Origin of the sequence: Micromonospora sp. WMMC264, from assembly GCF_027497275.1 — a bacterium.
In the GTDB taxonomy this organism is placed as follows: Bacteria; Actinomycetota; Actinomycetes; order Mycobacteriales; family Micromonosporaceae; genus Micromonospora; species Micromonospora chalcea.
Genome location: NZ_CP114907.1, coordinates 5,584,888 through 5,600,816 on the forward strand (window position 1 = coordinate 5,584,888; position 15,929 = coordinate 5,600,816).

The 15,929-nt window shown below is 72.9% G+C and carries 14 protein-coding genes; 6 read left to right on the forward strand and 8 right to left on the reverse strand.

The window, feature by feature from the left end; genetic code table 11:
• Window positions 1-31 precede the first annotated feature (31 nt).
• The gene (locus O7542_RS24675; protein ID WP_281605268.1) at window positions 32-946 is read left to right on the forward strand and encodes an NADP-dependent oxidoreductase; all 915 of its coding nucleotides are present in this window, start codon (window positions 32-34) and stop codon (window positions 944-946) included.
• Here the strand turns inward: O7542_RS24675 and O7542_RS24680 are convergent, their stop codons facing one another.
• Both O7542_RS24680 and O7542_RS24685 read right to left on the reverse strand, forming a co-directional pair.
• The gene (locus O7542_RS24680; protein WP_281605269.1) at window positions 947-5,050 is read right to left on the reverse strand and encodes a WD40 repeat domain-containing protein; all 4,104 of its coding nucleotides are present in this window, start codon (window positions 5,048-5,050) and stop codon (window positions 947-949) included.
• A 15-nt stretch (window positions 5,051-5,065) separates the two neighbouring features.
• The gene (locus O7542_RS24685; protein ID WP_013283485.1) at window positions 5,066-5,395 is read right to left on the reverse strand and encodes a CU044_2847 family protein; all 330 of its coding nucleotides are present in this window, start codon (window positions 5,393-5,395) and stop codon (window positions 5,066-5,068) included.
• Window positions 5,396-5,683: 288 nt separating this feature from the next.
• Here O7542_RS24685 and O7542_RS24690 point away from each other — a divergent pair, with 288 nt between their 5' ends.
• Window positions 5,684-6,430 (forward strand): hypothetical protein, encoded by a 747-nt coding sequence (locus tag O7542_RS24690; protein ID WP_231915635.1) that lies wholly within the window; start codon window positions 5,684-5,686, stop codon window positions 6,428-6,430.
• The gene (locus O7542_RS24695; RefSeq protein WP_113972239.1) at window positions 6,427-9,693 is read left to right on the forward strand and encodes a DUF87 domain-containing protein; all 3,267 of its coding nucleotides are present in this window, start codon (window positions 6,427-6,429) and stop codon (window positions 9,691-9,693) included. The genes O7542_RS24690 and O7542_RS24695 overlap by 4 nt, the downstream gene beginning before the upstream one ends.
• On the opposite strand, the gene O7542_RS24700 is transcribed toward O7542_RS24695, so the two are convergent.
• The 5 genes from O7542_RS24700 to O7542_RS24720 all read right to left on the reverse strand — a co-directional run bounded on the left by O7542_RS24700 (window position 9,686) and on the right by O7542_RS24720 (window position 12,883).
• Window positions 9,686-10,480 carry an ABC transporter permease gene (locus O7542_RS24700; protein ID WP_281605270.1) on the reverse strand — a complete coding sequence of 265 codons (795 nt, stop codon included), beginning with the start codon at window positions 10,478-10,480 and terminating at the stop codon, window positions 9,686-9,688. The two genes, O7542_RS24695 and O7542_RS24700, sit on opposite strands and share 8 nt — an antisense overlap.
• Window positions 10,477-11,382 carry an ATP-binding cassette domain-containing protein gene (locus O7542_RS24705; RefSeq protein ID WP_274477144.1) on the reverse strand — a complete coding sequence of 302 codons (906 nt, stop codon included), beginning with the start codon at window positions 11,380-11,382 and terminating at the stop codon, window positions 10,477-10,479. Before O7542_RS24705 ends, O7542_RS24700 begins: the two co-directional genes overlap by 4 nt.
• Window positions 11,379-11,750, reverse strand: a complete 372-nt coding sequence (locus O7542_RS24710) for a hypothetical protein (protein WP_064448368.1) — start codon at window positions 11,748-11,750, stop codon at window positions 11,379-11,381. The genes O7542_RS24705 and O7542_RS24710 overlap by 4 nt, the downstream gene beginning before the upstream one ends.
• Window positions 11,750-12,352 (reverse strand): helix-turn-helix domain-containing protein, encoded by a 603-nt coding sequence (locus O7542_RS24715; RefSeq protein ID WP_223201265.1) that lies wholly within the window; start codon window positions 12,350-12,352, stop codon window positions 11,750-11,752. The genes O7542_RS24710 and O7542_RS24715 overlap by 1 nt, the downstream gene beginning before the upstream one ends.
• Before the next feature lie 69 nt (window positions 12,353-12,421).
• Window positions 12,422-12,883: a MarR family transcriptional regulator gene (locus tag O7542_RS24720; RefSeq protein ID WP_281605271.1), complete on the reverse strand. Its 462-nt coding sequence runs from the start codon at window positions 12,881-12,883 to the stop codon at window positions 12,422-12,424.
• A gap of 92 nt (window positions 12,884-12,975) precedes the next feature.
• On the opposite strand from O7542_RS24720, the gene O7542_RS24725 reads away from it, so the two are divergent.
• The gene (locus O7542_RS24725; protein WP_274477142.1) at window positions 12,976-14,067 is read left to right on the forward strand and encodes an epoxide hydrolase family protein; all 1,092 of its coding nucleotides are present in this window, start codon (window positions 12,976-12,978) and stop codon (window positions 14,065-14,067) included.
• Window positions 14,068-14,076: 9 nt separating this feature from the next.
• Here the strand turns inward: O7542_RS24725 and O7542_RS24730 are convergent, their stop codons facing one another.
• Entirely contained in the window at window positions 14,077-14,562 is a 486-nt protein-coding gene (locus tag O7542_RS24730) for a carboxymuconolactone decarboxylase family protein (RefSeq protein ID WP_043327495.1), read from the reverse strand.
• A gap of 165 nt (window positions 14,563-14,727) precedes the next feature.
• Between O7542_RS24730 and O7542_RS24735 the strand changes: the two genes are divergently transcribed.
• Both O7542_RS24735 and O7542_RS24740 read left to right on the forward strand, forming a co-directional pair.
• Window positions 14,728-15,609 (forward strand): RNA polymerase sigma-70 factor, encoded by an 882-nt coding sequence (locus O7542_RS24735; RefSeq protein WP_281605272.1) that lies wholly within the window; start codon window positions 14,728-14,730, stop codon window positions 15,607-15,609.
• Window positions 15,606-15,929 carry a hypothetical protein gene (locus O7542_RS24740; RefSeq protein WP_231915634.1) on the forward strand — a complete coding sequence of 108 codons (324 nt, stop codon included), beginning with the start codon at window positions 15,606-15,608 and terminating at the stop codon, window positions 15,927-15,929. Before O7542_RS24735 ends, O7542_RS24740 begins: the two co-directional genes overlap by 4 nt.

Consider the following 15,929-nt stretch of genomic DNA (forward strand, 5'->3'; position numbering starts at 1 on the left):
GGGCATCCCTCACGACCAAGGAGACAGAACCATGGGTACGCGTACCTTCCGCGCCGCAGTCGTCCGCACCCCGGGCGGACCCGACGCCATCGAGATCATCGACGTCCCGCAGCGCGAGCCGGGACCCGGCGAGGTCCGGGTGGACGTCGCGGCGGCGCCGGTCAACCCGGCCGACCTCGGTGTCGTCAGCGGCTTCTTCCACTCGCTGGGGCTCATCCACCAGCCGCACCACACCGGCCTGGGCTGGGACTTCGCCGGTGTCGTCGCCGCGGCCGGGCCGGGCGTCGACCTCGCCGTCGGCACCCCTGTCGCCGGGCTGGTCGGCGGGTTCGACCGCGACTTCGGCACGTACGCCGAGCAACTCGTCGTACCAGTGGCCGACCTGGCCGTCGTACCCGATGATCTGGACCTGGTGGCGGCGGCGACAGTGCCGCTCAACGGCCTGACCGCGGCGCAGATCGTCGACCTGCTCGGCGACCCGCCCGCCGGCGGCCGGCTGCTGATCACCGGCGCCGCCGGCGCGGTCGGCGGCTACGTCGTGCCGCTCGCCCGGGACCGGGGATGGCGGGTGACCGGCCTCGCGCGGGCCGGGGACGAGAAGTTCGTCCGCGGGCTCGGCGCCGACTTCACCACCGCCGCCGAGCCGGGCTGGGACGCGGTCGCCGACGCCGCGGCGCTCCAGGACCGAGGGCTCGCGCTGGTAGGCGACGGCGGCGTGTTCGTCGGGGTACGGCCGAACGCCCACCCGGCCGCCGAACGCGGTGTCACGGTGCGCGCGGTCGAGGTGCACGCCGACGGGACACGTCTGGCCGACCTGCTCGCCCGCACCGCCGCCGGTGAGCTGCCGGCTCGGGTGCACGCGGTGGTGCCGCTGGACCGGGTGGCGGACGCCCACCGGGCGGCGGCCGAGGGCGGGGTACGCGGACGCTACGTGCTGCGCCCCTGATCAGCAGCGCACCGCCACCCGAGCGACCGCACGGTCCGCGGCCTCGGGTGGCAGGTCGCTCCGGCCGTCGACGTCCAACGCCAGCAGGCCCTGATCCAGACCGACGAGCAACGTTCCGTCGACAGTGCAGCACGTCAGCGCCGGGTGATAGACGGGGATGGTGTGCAGCGCCCGTCCGGTGGACGGGTCCCAGATCCGCACCGTCCGGTCCCGGCTGGTCGAGGCGAGCAGATCCCGCTCGCCGACCCGCACCAGGCTCAGCCCGGTGACGGCAGCCGTGTGGCCGGTGAACACGTCCACGGGCTCACCCCACTCGGCGTCCCACAGACGGATCGTGTGGTCGGCGCTGGCCGACGCCAGCATCCGGCGACCCGCCACGACCAGGCCGCAGAGCGCGGTGACCGCGTCCTGATGTCCCTGCCGGGTCCAGACCGGCGTGTCACCACCGCCCCACAGCATCACCGTGCCGCTCTTGTCGGCCGAGGCGAGCGCCTCCACCTCGGGCCACCGAACCGTCGCGAGGGCCGTCACCCATGCGCGGGTGACGTGCCCGAGCAGGACCGCCCGCACGGTGCCGGTCTGCGGGTGCCAGAGCCGGATGGCCTGGTCGTCGCCGGCCGACGCGACGAGCGTCTCACCGCCGATGACGATCGGGCAGACCGCCGCCACCGGAGCGTGGTGCTCGGTCATCTCCCCCACCAGGGCGCTGTGCCGCACACTCCAGGTTCCGACCGTGTTGTCGTCCTGGGCGGTGACGAGCAGCGGCTCCTCGACGTCGGCGACCGCGCACATCGCGTTCACCGGCCCGCCGGGTGTCGGGATCTCCCGCAGCCGCTCGCCCGTGGCGGCGTCCCAGATCCGCACCCGGCCGTCGGCACCGCCGGAGGCGACCAGGCCCGGTCGCTCGTCAGGGACCGCGCAGAGGCTGTGCACGGGCCCGAGCCGGTCCCGCTCGGCGACCGTGTCGGGTCGGCCGCCGGCCGGGTCCCACAGCCGCACGGTGCCGTCGTCACCCGCCGTCGCCAGCATCCGGTCCTTCGCCGTACGCAGCTCGCAGACCGCACGGATCCAGCTCGCGTGCCCCCGCAGGCTCGGCCGGCTCGTCCACGTCGGCACGTCCCAGACCCGGATGAGCCCGTCCTCACCCGTCGACACGAGCAGACAGCCCTCGTCGACCTCGACCGTGCACAGATCCGTGACCGGTCCACCGGTGGCAAGGACGTGGACGCATTCGCCGATCTGCGGGTCCCAGAGCCGGACCGTGCCGTCGTAGCCGGCCGAGGCGAGCAACGTGCCACCCGGCGCTCGAACGGCGTAGAGCGTGGTCACCCAGCCGACATGTCCGGTGAGGGTCAGCGTCGGGCGCGTGTCGGCCGTCGGCTCCCAGACCCGGACCACGCCGTCGAAGCCGGTGGAGGCGAGCAGGTGCCGGCCGTCCGACGGGACGTACGTCACGGCCGTCACCCAGCCCGAGTGTCCGGTCAACGCGTAGCGCTGCGTCCCGGTCACCGGATCCCAGATCCGGACCGTCCGGTCGTCGCCGGCCGAGGCGAGCAGGTCGCCGTCCGGCAGTGGAATGACGCAGATGTTGCGGACCCAGTCGTCGTGCCCGCTCAGTTCGTGCCGACGCTGGCCGGTCCGGGGATCCCACAGGCCGACGGTCCCGTCGTGGCTGGCGGTGGCGATCAGCGTCTCGCCGCCGCCGGTACGGACAGCGCACAGCCCGCGGATCGTGTCGTTGTGACACGGGAAGACTCCCACGGCCTGGTTGGTCATCGGGTCCCAGAGCCGGACCGTGCCGTCGTCACCGGCGGAGGCGAGCAACCACCGATCGTCCAGCTCGACGGCCGCCACGTCGTAGACGGACTGCGAGTGCCCGTCCAGCACGCTGCGCTCCTGCCGGGGCGGGGTGTGCGCCCAGCGCGCACGGTACGGCGCGCCGTCGGCCTCGATCCCGCTGCCCAGTCCGTCGAGCCGGTCGACGACCGAGAAGAGGGCGGCGCGCTCGGCCGGTGCCGCCGCGACAGCGAGCGGCGTCCGGTGCAGCAGCCGCACCCGTGATCGGGACAGCGGCTCCAGCGGTCTCTCCATGTCGACGACCGAGAGCAACCGCTCCAGGTGCGCGTGCAGGAGGTAGCCCTCGTCGGCGAGGAGCCGCTCCACGAGCCCGGCGCGGGAGGCGTGCTGGGGCAGGGAGCGCCGTAGGTAGTCGGGCACCGAGGCCCATCCCACCTCGGCCGCCAGGTCCGCCCAGGCGGCGACCAGCCGTCGCTGGTCGTCCCGGCGTGACGCGCCGTCCAACAACGCGTCGTTGAGGGCCTGGTGGAACAGGCGGTACGCGGGCCGGCTGCCGCCACCGGTCTCGACCAGGAAGTTCGCCGCCGACGTACGGGCGAACGCGAGGAGTTCGTCCTCGGTGACCGTGCCGCCGAGCGCGGTCACCGCGATCCGCCAGAGCGACAGCGGCAGACCCGGCGTCTCGGCGTACGCCAGGGCGGTGAGGGCGAGCCGGGCGGAGGCCGAGCCGGCAGCCGGCAGCCCGGCCAGATAGGAGTCGAGCGCATGGGCCACTGTCGCGCTGAACGACACCGAAGCCGGGTCGACGGGCTCGATGTCGCGCAGCGCGTGTGCCCGTGCGACGAGACCGGCCACCAGGAAGTTTCCCTTCGCCAGCTCGGCGATCCGGCGCGCCAGCGGGATAGCCGCCGCCGAGTCGCTGTACGGGTTGCCCGGCCGTTCCGCGCCGAGCAGTCGCAGGGTCGCCAGGGCGTAGTTCACCAGATCGGCCCCGGCGAAGTATTCCGGTGTGTCCAGATCCACCAGCTCGACCGGATCACCGAAGCAGGCGATCAGGTCACCCCGGTCGTCGCCGCGCCGGGTGCCGACAACCACCCGCACGCCGTACCGGCCGCACTCCCGGGCCAGCGGCAGTAGGACGTCGTCGATGACCTGCCGGGCCTGACCGGGGTCGGCCGTCTCGTCCAGCGCATCGATGACGAGCGCGAAGCGAGCCGGACGCCGCGCCAGCCGGTCCCGCACGGCCGGCATCAGATCGGCCGGCGCACCGGGCAGGTCGACGGCGGCCGCCCGGGCGATCTCGAGCGCCACCTCCAGCGCGGTCTTGCCCTTGGCGTGCACGGCGCAGGACACCGAGCCGACAGTGGCCCGTACGGCGGTGTCGCCGCCCGGCAGGCTGTCCCGGATCTGCTGGTCGGCCGTGGTCACCACGCGGCCCAGGACGGCGGACTTGCCGACGCCTGGCGAACCCGTGACGATCAGCGGCCGGGTGGCGGGCGCCTTCCCGTCGATGAAGTCGACGATCCGCCGGAGCGCGGCCGTACGACCCCGGAACCGCGCGCCGCCCTCGGTGTCCACGGCGACGCCCCGCGCCCGGGGCAGCCAGTGCCGGCCGGCCTCACCGTCGGTGCTCAACGTCCACCCCCAGGCCGATAGCGCGGCGTCGTCGGCGTCCTCGACCCGCCAGGCCGACAACGCGCCCAACGTCATCGCCGGCACCTGCTCGTCGACGTGGTGCAGCGTCACCGCCTGCCCCTTGCCCTTGCCGTCGGCCGTGACGACGACGCCGACCACCGCCTGGTACTCCGGGGACCACAACGCGCCCCCGCTGAACCCCTTGCTGAGCGGCCCGGCAGCGCCGCTGTCGATGGTGACGCGGCCGTACCCGCCGTCTTCGACAACGGAACCGGTCGCCTGCAGGCCGCCGACCACCCCGGCCGGGAAGCCGTACGCCCAGAAGGGGCGGTCGAGCAGCGGCTTGGGGGCGAGGCAGCGCAGCCGCGCCGGGGTGACGGTCGCCGGCACCGGCTCGACGAGTTCGAGCACCACCACGTCGACGTGCGCCGCCGGCATGCCGTCGTGCCGGCACCGGCGGACCTTGCGCCGGTCGAAGTAGGCGACCTTGGGCGCGCGCGGAAAGGCGACAGTGAGATCGGGGCGGAGGGTACCATCGGCGGCGAACGCCACGTGGTGGCAGGTGAGCACCAGGTTGGCGGCGATGACGATGCCGGTGCCGAGTGCCGTGTGCGGGTCCGCCTCACGGTGCAGGGCAACCGCCCACGAGCTCTCGTCCGGGGCCGTTGTCACGGGCCGAGCCGTCCGTCAGCGCCGTGGACCGGCACCGCGATCGGTGGGGCCGTCCGGCTGCCAGGCGAGGGTGACCTCGAAGTTCGCCTCTCCGGTCGCCTTCGCCACCACCCAGCTCGCCGTGCCGGTGGCCTTGATCCCGAAGCGCACCTCCACCGCGTCGGGAGAGACGGTCTTGACCTGTTCCAGCAATTCCCGGGCGGCGGCGACCGCCGGTGCCGCGGATTCGCGTACCCAGCCGGCGACGTCGCCGAAGCCTGCGGGCTGGAAACCGGGTGTCGGCTCGACTTCGATCAAGGCAACCGTTTCGTCGTCGACCTGGTAGCGGACCACCTCAGACTGCACGGTCACCTCCGTGACGTATTTCTGGAGAACAGGCGGGAGAGTTCGCGGCGGAGCAGAACTCCGGCCCTCGCGCCGGTCTGCCATGCTGCCCGCTGTCCTTGTCATTTCGCAATGGTCGGGTCGACCGACCGCGCCGAAGCCGCCGAACAGGCGTTTCAATCGAGGCGTCCACGCAGGACCGTTGGAGATCCACTACGCGGCCCTGTCGGCTTTCGTCAGCGAGATCGGTGACCTTGCGCGAGTCCGGCGCCGTCGGCAGAATCGGCCCGTGCGCCGGGGCCGTCCCCGTTGCCCACCTCGATCATGGCCACCCCTTCCGAGCCTTCGATCACACCGTCGACGCGGTGGGAGCTCGTGCCGCAGAGGAGCATCCGCATGCCGGAAAAGGAACTGACCCTCGTCGACCGGTGCATTCTTGTCACGCTGATGGTGAAGGCGGCGCCTTTGCCGCAGACCTACTTCACCAATGTCGCCGGTATCGGCCTGAAAGCCGATCACCGCCGTCGACTTGAATCACTCGGCCTGATCGAGGTCACCGAGAAGCCGATCACGCTGGCGCTCACCGACAAGGGATGGGACCGCGCCACCGAGGAGTTGGGCGCGGAACCGCCAAAGGGCGCCGGTACCGCGGGCGGAACGCTCTACGTCGCGCTCGACTTCCTGCGCCGGCTGATCGACCATTCCGGAACCCGCGCCGACGACCTGTTCCGGATGCAGATCAACCGGGACGAGGTCGTCGCGCCGCCGCCGGTGGCGTCGTCGGCGTCCCCGGCCGCGGACGCGGTCGCGCTGATCCGGCAGGCGTACCACGAGCTGGCCGCCAAGCCCGGCGACTACGTCATGCTGGCCGATCTTCGCGACGCCCTCTCCGACCTGCCCCGCCCCGAGTTCGACGCCGCGCTCGTGACGCTCAACCGGGAGCGCGGCGTGCACCTGGTGCCCGAGTCCAACCAGAAGGTGCTGAAGCCGCAGGAGCGGGCGGCGGCGGTGACCATCGGCAACCAGGACAAGCATCTGGTCGCCATCTCGTCATGATCGGTGACGAGCAACGCCGTGCCCTGGCGGCGCTGAGGTTCAACTGGGCTCCGACCCCGGACGACGTCTGGAAACCCACACCGTTCCACGTGGAGGGTCTGCACCACGACGTCGTCACGACGGTGCTGGACAGCTTCGCGGAGGCTCAGGCCAGCACCGACTCCAGTCCGGTGGGCGTGGCCATCCTCGGCCAGCGCGGCACCGGCAAGACCCACCTCATCGGCACGGTCCGCCAGCAGGTGCAGGGACGCGGCGGCTTCTTCTTCCTGGTCGAACTGCTCGAAGCCCGGACGTTCTGGCAACGCACCGCGATCTCGATGCTGGAGGGCCTGGTCCGTCCGATGCCGGACGAGACGACCCAGCTACGGGCGTTCCTGCGCCGGCTGGCCGACGCGGTGGGTGCGCCCCGGACGGTACGGCGCGCGGTCGCCGGTGAGACCGAACTCAGCCGTCCGACGCTCGACGCCTTCGTCGACCTGATCCGCAAGAAGGACCGGCAGATCGGCACGGAGTGCCAGGACACCGCGCGGGCCCTGGTGCTCTACGCGGCCGAGCAGTCAGCCGTGCAGGACATCGGCTACGACTTCCTCTCCTCGATGGACGAGGAGGAGCCCGGCCAACGGGCCGGGTGGGGGCTGCGGCGCAATCGTCGTGCGCCCCAGGAGGTGGTCCGGGACATCTCCCGGCTGCTCGCCGTCGTCGGTCCGACCGTGATCGCGGTGGACCAGATCGACCTGATGATCGCCCAGTCCGTGAAGGCCACGAACCAGGACGCCCGGGGCGAGGCGGACTGGCAGACCTCGCTCCTGCTCGAACAGGTCGCCAGCGGTCTGATGGCGCTACGCGAGACCACTCGCCGGACGCTGTCCGTCGTCTCGTGCCTGCCGCAGACGTGGCGCAGCATCCAGCAGCAGGCGACGGACACCGTCCAGGACCGGTTCCGGGAGGCCGCCCCGCTCAAGGAGATCCCCTCCGTCGAGGTTGGCCGCGAGCTGGTCGAGAAGCGGTTCGCGGTGCTTTTCGAGGGCCTCGGGTTCACCCCGCCGCACCCCACCTGGCCGGTCCACCCGGACGCGTTCCAGGAGGTTGTCGGCTTCACCCCTCGTGAGCTGCTACGGCGGATCGACACGCACGTCCGCGCCTGCCTGGCCGACGGCGAGGCGCGGGAACTGCGGCACCTGCTGCACGCGACCGGCGAGCGCGTCGCCGGGGATATCGCGCCCGCCACGGTCACCGGGCCGCCACCGGAGAGCCGGACGAACGGATTCGGCAAGCTCGACGCCCGGTACGCGGAGCTGGTCGCCGCCGCCGACACCGCCCTGTCCCCGCAGACGGAGGACGCCCGCGTCCCGCGCCTGCTCGAAGCCGGCCTGACCGCGTGGATCGCCGCGCAGGGCGCGGCAGTCGACGCGTTCAGCCTCGACCCGATCCCCGCCGGAACCAAGCCGGCGCTGCACGCCCGGCTACGGCACAGCCTGAGCGAGGACAGCGAGGACGAGGAGCACTGGTCGTTCCGGGCGATCTCCGCGCCGCACCACATCGCCGTGCTCAACCGGATCCGCAACGCGATCACGACCGCCGGACTCACCGAGGGGGTCGCCAAACGACGGCTCTTCCTGCTGCGCAGCGCGGAGTGGTCGGCCGGTGCCCGTACCCGCGAGGTGCTTGACGCGTTCGAGCGGGCCGGCGGTCGGCGGCTTCCCCTGGACGCGCCGGACGTCGCCCGGCTGGCCGCGCTCGAACAACTCATCCAGGACTACGGGCGGGAGACGCTGCGGCCCTGGTTCGCCGATCGCCGGCCGGCCTCCGACATCACCTGCCTGCGGGAGGCGCTGGGCGACTGGCCGGGTGCGCCGGAAGCCGTCCGGACCGAGGAGCGGCCAGAGGAGGCGCCGGACCGACCCCCGGTCGGGACGCCACCGCCGGTCACCGCTGCACCGCGCTCCGCCGGTCCCGTCCCGACGCCGCGCTCCGCCGGGCTCGACCCGGCGCCGCCGGTGGTCGCTCCCCTGCCACCGGTGGCGGGCATCGACCCGGAGCGGATGGAGATCGGCACTGTCACCGGTCGGCCCGAACCGGTCGGCCTCGACCTGGAAGCGCTGCGCCGGCACACAGTCATCTTCGCCGGCTCCGGTTCCGGCAAGACCGTACTGATCCGCCGCCTGGTCGAGGAGTGCGCCCTGCGTGGCGTGTCGGCCATCGTGCTCGACCCCAACAACGACCTGGCCCGGCTCGGCGAGACCTGGCCCGCCGCACCGCCGGGCTGGGGCGCGGACGACGCCCGCCGCGCGGCGGAATATCTGGCCGGCACCGACGTGGTCGTCTGGACGCCGGGACGGCAGGCCGGTCGGCCGTTGAGCTTCCAGCCGTTGCCGGCCTTCGCCGACGTGCTCGACGACCCGGACGGGTTCACCTCGGCCGTCAACGCCGCCGTCGCCACGCTCGCCCCGCACGCCCGGGTGGACGGCGGCACCGACAAGGCCCGGCTCGGCCGGGCCGTGCTGCGCGAGGCGCTGATCGGCTACGCCCGCAGCGGCGCGAGTGACCTGCGTGAGTTCACCGACGTCCTCAACGATTTACCGGACGGGGTGAGTCAGCTCGACAGCGCGCCCAAGCTGGCCGCCGGCATGGCCCAGCTGCTCAAGGCCGCCCTGATCAACGATCCGCTCCTGGGCGGCGTCGGAACGCCTGTCGACCCGGGCGAGCTGCTCACCCCGCCCCCCGGTCGCCGCGCCCGGGTCTCGGTGATCAACCTCGCCGGGTTGCCCGAGGACAATCAGCGGCAGAGCTTCGTCAACCAGTTGCAGCTCGCCCTGTTCACCTGGATCAAGCGTCATCCGGCCGGGGACCGGCCACTCGGTGGACTCTTCGTCATGGACGAGGCGCAGACGCTGGCCCCGTCCGGCGCCGTGACCGCCTGCACCCAGAGCACGCTCGCGCTGACCTCGCAGGCCCGCAAGTACGGGCTGGGGCTGGTCTTCGCCACCCAGGCACCGAAGGCGTTGCACAACCAGATCCCCGGCAACGCCGCCACGCAGTTCTTCGGCCTGCTCACCGTGCCGGTGCAGATCGAGGCGGCCCGGGATGTGGCCAGGGCGAAGGGCACCGACGTCCCGGACATCGGCAAACTGCGTACCGGCCAGTTCTACGCCGCGGTCGAGGGGGCCCGGTTCGTCAAGATGCAAGCTCCCATGTGCCTGACCCACCATCCCCGCAGCCCGCTGACCGCTGAGGAGATCGTCCGGCTCGCGACCCTCAGGTGATGTCGCGGCGCATCGGGACGACCACGGCGATCGCGGCTGCGGCGAGCGCGTACCCGGTCAGCAGCAGCGCGCCGGCCGCCGGCGGCAGGAGCGCGACGGCGTCGCTGCCGAGCTGCGCGGACATCGCGTCGGCGACGTACGTGAAGTCGGTGAGCGCGGCGGTGGCGCCGCCGGGCAGGAGCGGGTAGAGCGCGTTGACGCCGGGGATCATCATCAGTACGGGCTCGGCCAGGTACAGGTAGCCGACCACGACGCACACGGCCGCGACCTGGTTGCGGAGCAGCGCGCCCACGCCGGTGCCGACGAGCAGGTACACCGCCATCGCGACGCCGATGCGGGCGAGCAACGCCAGCACCGTGGGAGCGGGCAGGCCCGGCGACACGCCACGCGCGGCGGCGACTGTGAACAGGGCCGCCGCGGCGACCACGGCGAGCACGAGGCCGTAGGCGAGGCCGACGATCGCGTGGGTGGCGAGTTTGGCGGCCAGCACCCGCCCTCGGCGCGGCGCGAACATGAACGTGACGGCGGCGGTGCCGTGCCGATGCTCGGAGGTGGCCGCGAGGGCGCCGGCGGCGGCGGGCACGAAGGCGGTGAAGCCGAGGATGCCGAGGATGGACCGCAGGCCCTCCTCGGTGTGCAGGCCGGGCATCGGCGGGTCGAAGTTCTCCGGCCCGACGAGCGCCATGAGCCCGACCAGGCCGCCGCCGAGCGCGACGGCCGCGAGCAGCAGCGCACCCCACATCCGGGTGGCCAGGACCCGGCGTAGTTCCGCTCTGATCAGGTTCATCGGGCCTCCGCCTTTTCGGTGGTCAGGTCGAGGAAGAGCTGTTCGAGGCTTGTGGTCTCGGTGACCAGTTCGTGGACCCGCAGCCGGTGGTCGGCGGCCAGGTCGGCGACGCGCGGCGCGTCCAGTCCGCGTACCCGCAGGCGGCCGGGCCCGGCGGCCTCGACGGACCCGGCGGCGGCCGCCAGCGCGGCGGCCAGGGCTGTCGCGTCCGGCGAGGTGACGAGCACCGTCGGCGGGCCGGTGAGCCGCGACCACGGCCCGGCGGCGACGAGTTCGCCGCGCCGGATCACCACCACGTCGTCGACCACCTGCTGGACCTCGTGCAGGACATGGCTGGAGACCAGTACGGTGCGGCCCTCGTCGGCGAGGCCGCGCAGCAGCCCGCGCAGCCACGACATGCCTTCCGGGTCCAGGCCGTTCGACGGTTCGTCGAGCAGCAGGACGCGCGGGTCGCCGAGCAGCGCCGTGGCGAGGCTGAGCCGTTGCCGCATGCCGGTGGAGAACCCCCGGGTACGACGGTCGGCGGCCTGCGCGAGGCCGAGCAGATCCAGCAGTTCCGCGACCCGGCTGTCCGGGCAGCCGGCCATCGCGGCGTAGACGCCCAGGTGGTCACGGGCGGTGTGGCCGGGGTGGAACGCGTTGCCGTCGAACACCGCGCCGACGGTCCGTGCCGGCTGGGCCAGCCGGCCGTACGGCTGCCCGCCGATCGTGGCGGTGCCGCTGGTCGGCGTCACCAGCCCGGTCAGCATGCGCATCGTGGTGGTCTTGCCGGCGCCGTTCGGGCCGAGGAAGCCGGTGACCGCGCCGGGTCGTACGGTGAAGGTCAGATCGCGTACGGCGGTGACGTCGCCGTAGCGTTTGGTCAGGCCCGACGCCTCGATCGCCAGGTGGTCGCCGGTCATGGCCGGCCCCGCGTCGCACGCCCGATCGTCTCGGCGAGGCCCGGCGCGGCCGGGTCGGAGACCACCACCTCGTCGAACTCGCCGCCGGCCGCCGCGCGGTCCAGCACCAGGTGCAGGCCGGGCTGACCGCGCCGGGCCGCCACGAGCTGCCGGGGACCGCCGAACAGACCCCAGACGCCGATCTTGGCGAAGCCGGACACGGCGTACCCGCGCCGGGCGCCCCGGGCCAGCCGGATCGGCTCGTCCACCGGGGCGGCGTGCCGCACGGCGGCCAGGCGCAGCGCGAACCGCTCCCGCCCGACCCACATCCGCTCCCATCCGGTGAACCGGATGTCGATCACATCGCCGTTGAGCATTACGGAGGCCATCAGTCGTCGCCCTTCGTCGTGTCGGAGTCGTGCGCTGACGTATGCGTGTCGCCGGGGGGCACCGGGCGATCGGCGGGCATCAGGACGGTCGCCAGCAGCCGGGGGATCCGGCCGTCGCCGGGCCCTCTGGCGAGCAACGGGCCGACCAGCGCGTTGAGCCCGGCCGCGAACTCGTGCAGCTCGGCGTCGGTCAGGTGCAGTACGAGCTGCTGGTATCCGACCCCGTCGGCGACGAAGTCGACGCGGTCGCGGGCGAGGTAGCGGGAGAACTCGGACAGCAGGCTCGACACGAACGCGGTGAAGTAGCGCGCGTGGTCCTCCGGCGTGGCCGTGGCCAGGGCCGCCGGGTCCAGCGCCGCGCCGTGCGCGGGCAGCGCGTACACCCGCTCGACGGCGCCGCGCACCTTGCGCTCCTGCACCACGTCGAGCATCCCGGCCTTCACGAGCGTCGCCAGGTGCCGGTAGAGCGTGGCGTGCGGGACGTCGGGCAGCAGCTCGGCCAGGTCGTGAGTGGTCACCCGGGTGCCCGCCACAGCACGCAGGACGCGGAGCCGCACCGGGTGCAGCGCCACCTCCGCCCACCGCTCCATCGACATCGCCATGACCGAACCGTATCACTATCGATAGTGATAGAGGTAGGAGTGGGGCGACCGGGCGCGAAAGCCGGACGATCAGACGGACGGACGGGTGTGGTGGGCCAGCACCCGTGCAAGGAGCCGGGTCAGGTCCACGCGCTCGTCCGGCGTCAGCGGCGCGAGCAGGTCGTCCTGCACCTCGGCGAGTCGCTTCTCCAGCCGCCGCAACTGCCGCCGCCCCGCCGCGGTGATGGTGACGACGTTGCGCCGCCGGTCGGACGGGTCCGGGGCGCGGACCACGAACTCCCGCTCGGCGAGCTCGTTGAGGGCCGCCACCACGTCGCTGACGTGGATGCCGCTACGCCTGCCGAGCGCCGCCTGGCTGGCCGGGCCGAACTCGTCGAGCGTGGCGAGCAGCCGGAAGTGGTAGCCACGCGCGTCGACCGCCGCCAGCCCGTCGCTCACCAGCCGGCCGGCGCGTACGGCGGTCTGGGTGATCAGCCAGCTCGGCAAGCCGGCCAGGCGGGTGGGTACGACGTCCGGCTCCGGGTTCTCCACATGCCCAGCCTATCCAAAAACGTTGGCGTCCCCAACGATCTGCGCTATCGTTCGCCGCACAAACGTTAGTGACACCAACGATCGGAGCTACCGTGATCGAGCCGTTCCGTATCCACATCCCCCAGGCCGACCTCGACGACCTGGCCGACCGCCTGGCCCGCACCCGCTGGCCCGACGAGCTACCAGGCGCCGGGTGGGACTACGGCATCCCGCTGGCCCGCGTACGCGAGCTGGCCGAGCGCTGGCGCACCGCGTACGACTGGCGGCGGGCCGAGGCCGAGCTGAACCGGTATCCGCAGTTCACCACCACCATCGACGGGCAGAACATCCATTTCCTGCACGTACGGGCCGCCGACCCGGACGCGCTGCCGCTGATCCTCACGCACGGCTGGCCCGGCTCGGTCGTGGAGTTCCTCGACGTGATCGGCCCGCTGTCCGAACAGTTCCACCTGGTCGTACCGTCGATCCCCGGTTTCGGCTTCTCCGGCCCGACCCGGGAACGCGGCTGGGACGTCGACCGCGTCGCCCGCGCCTGGGCCGAGCTGATGCGCCGGCTCGGCTACCGGCGGTACGGCGCCCAGGGCGGCGACTGGGGCTCGGTGATCTCCACCCGGCTCGGCGGCATCGACCCGGAACACGTCGTCGGCGTGCACCTCAACTACCTGCCCACGCCCCCGCCACCCGGCTGGACCGGCGAGGCCGGACTGTCCGGCGAGGACCGGGACCGGCTCGCCCGGATCATGCGACTCAAGACGCAGCGGCACCCGCACCAGGTGCTCTACGCCAGCCGCCCGCAGACCGTGTCGTACGCGCTCAACGACTCACCCGTCGGGCAGCTCGCGTGGATCGCGGAGAAGTTCACCGAGTGGACCGACCCGGGATCGGCCGTCAGCGTCGACCGCATCCTCACCGACGTCTCGGTCTACTGGTTCACCGGCACCGCCGCCTCGTCCGCGCGGCTGGTGCGGGAGAGCGCGTTCGGTGGCCCGCCCGCGCCCTGCCCGCCCCCGCTCGGAGTCGCCGTGTTCGCGCACGACATCACCCGGTCCGTACGCCCGATCGCCGAGCTGACGTACACGATCCGGCACTGGAGCGAGTTCGACCGGGGCGGTCACTTCGCCGCGCTCGAGGTGCCGGACCTGTTCGTCGACGACGTCCGGTCGTTCTTCTGGAACCTACGGTGACGGCGACGCTCAGCTCATCGCCGCCGCGAACATCCCCGGCTCGTACGAGCCGCCGCGCTGGTGCACGAGCACCGCGAACCGGTTCGCCGCGTTGATCAGCCCGAGCAGGCACACCAGCGCGGCGATCTGGTCGTCGTCGTAGTGCTCGCGTACCCGCGCCCACGTCTCGTCGGACACGCCCTGATGCGCGTCGGCCAACCGGGTGCCCTCCTCGGCGAACGCCAGCGCCGCGCGCTCGGCCTCGGTGAAGACTGTCGACTCGCGCCAGGCGGCGACCAGGTTCAGCCGCACCGCGCTCTCACCCCCGGCCACCGCCTCCTTGGTGTGCATGTCGATGCACCAGCCGCAGCCGTTGATCTGGCTGGCCCGCAGCGACACCAGCTCCTGGACGGTGCGCGGCAACGTCGACTGGTGGATCGCCAGGCCCGCGCCGGCGAAACGCTTCATGAACGCCGCCGAGACCGGGTTCTCGAACAGGTTGAATCGGGTCTGCATGGGTTGGCCCTCTCTGCTTCGGTGGTGTCGGACGAACACGAGATGCCGGAGACCGCTCCGGCGTGACGGCGCCGGCGGGTGAGGACCACCACAGCGACCCGATGTCACACGGCGGCGGCGGGCGGCGTCTGGTGGGGAGCGCAGCCGGACAGGGAGGAGCCAGTCATGGCGGACCAGGCCACCGAGGACTTCCTCGCACACCGGAACCTGCTCTTCACCGTCGCGTACGAGATGCTCGGCTCGGCCGCCGACGCGGAGGACGTGGTGCAGGAGACCTGGCTGCGCTGGGCCGGCGTCGACCTCGGCGAGGTGCGGGACCGGCGCGCCTACCTGGTGCGCATCACCACCCGCCAGGCGCTGACCCGGCTGCGCACGCTCGGGCGGCGCAAGGAGTCGTACGTCGGGTCGTGGCTGCCCGAGCCGCTGCTCACCGCGCCCGACGTGGCGGACGACGTGGCGTTGGCCGAGAGCGTGTCGATGGCGATGCTGCTGGTGCTGGAGACGCTGACGCCGACCGAGCGGGCCGTGTTCGTGCTGCGTGAGGTGTTCGACGTCGGCTACGACGAGATCGCCGAGACGGTCGAGCGGACGCCCGTCGCCGTGCGGCAGATCGCGCACCGGGCGCGCGCCCACGTCGCGGCGCGCCGCCCCCGGCGTACCGTCCCGGCTGCCGAGGCCCGCGACGCCCTCGACGCGTTCCGGTGGGCGGTCGAGACCGGCGACCTGGACGGGCTGCTCCGCGTCCTGGCCCCGGACGCGGTCCTGGTCGGCGACGGCGGCGGGATCAAGCAGGCGCTTGCCCGCCCGGTCACCGGCGGCGACAAGGTGGCCCGGCTGCTGGCCGGCGGCTGGTCCCGGATCGCCGCCGTGGCGTCGATGGAACCGGCGCAGGTGAACGGCTACCCGGCACTGTTGGTACGCCTCGACGGCGAGCTGGACACCGTCGTCGCGGTACGCCTCGACGACGGCCGGATCAGCGGCCTCTACGCGGTGCGCAACCCGGAGAAGCTGTCCCGCATGACCCGGGAAACCACACTGCGCCGGTGAGCGCGTGGTCGTGGGACGATCGCCGGATGAGCAGCGCCGCCTCACCCGACGTCAGCGCCCTCGCCATCAACGTGACGGTGCCGGAGGAGCTGCGCTGGACCGACACCCGGCGCGGCGAGGAGTTCACCCTGACCACGCTCAACGTGCGGCTGCTGCCGGACGGGCGGCTCGCCGCGAAGGCGTACGGCCGGCCCACCGCCGGCGGCCGCGGCGCGTACGTGTCGTTCCGGGTGCCCGACCGGCCCGAACTGGCCGCGCTCGTGGCGGCGGCGGCCGACCGCGCCGCCGCGCTCTGGGCCGCGCACGGCGGCCTGGACTGA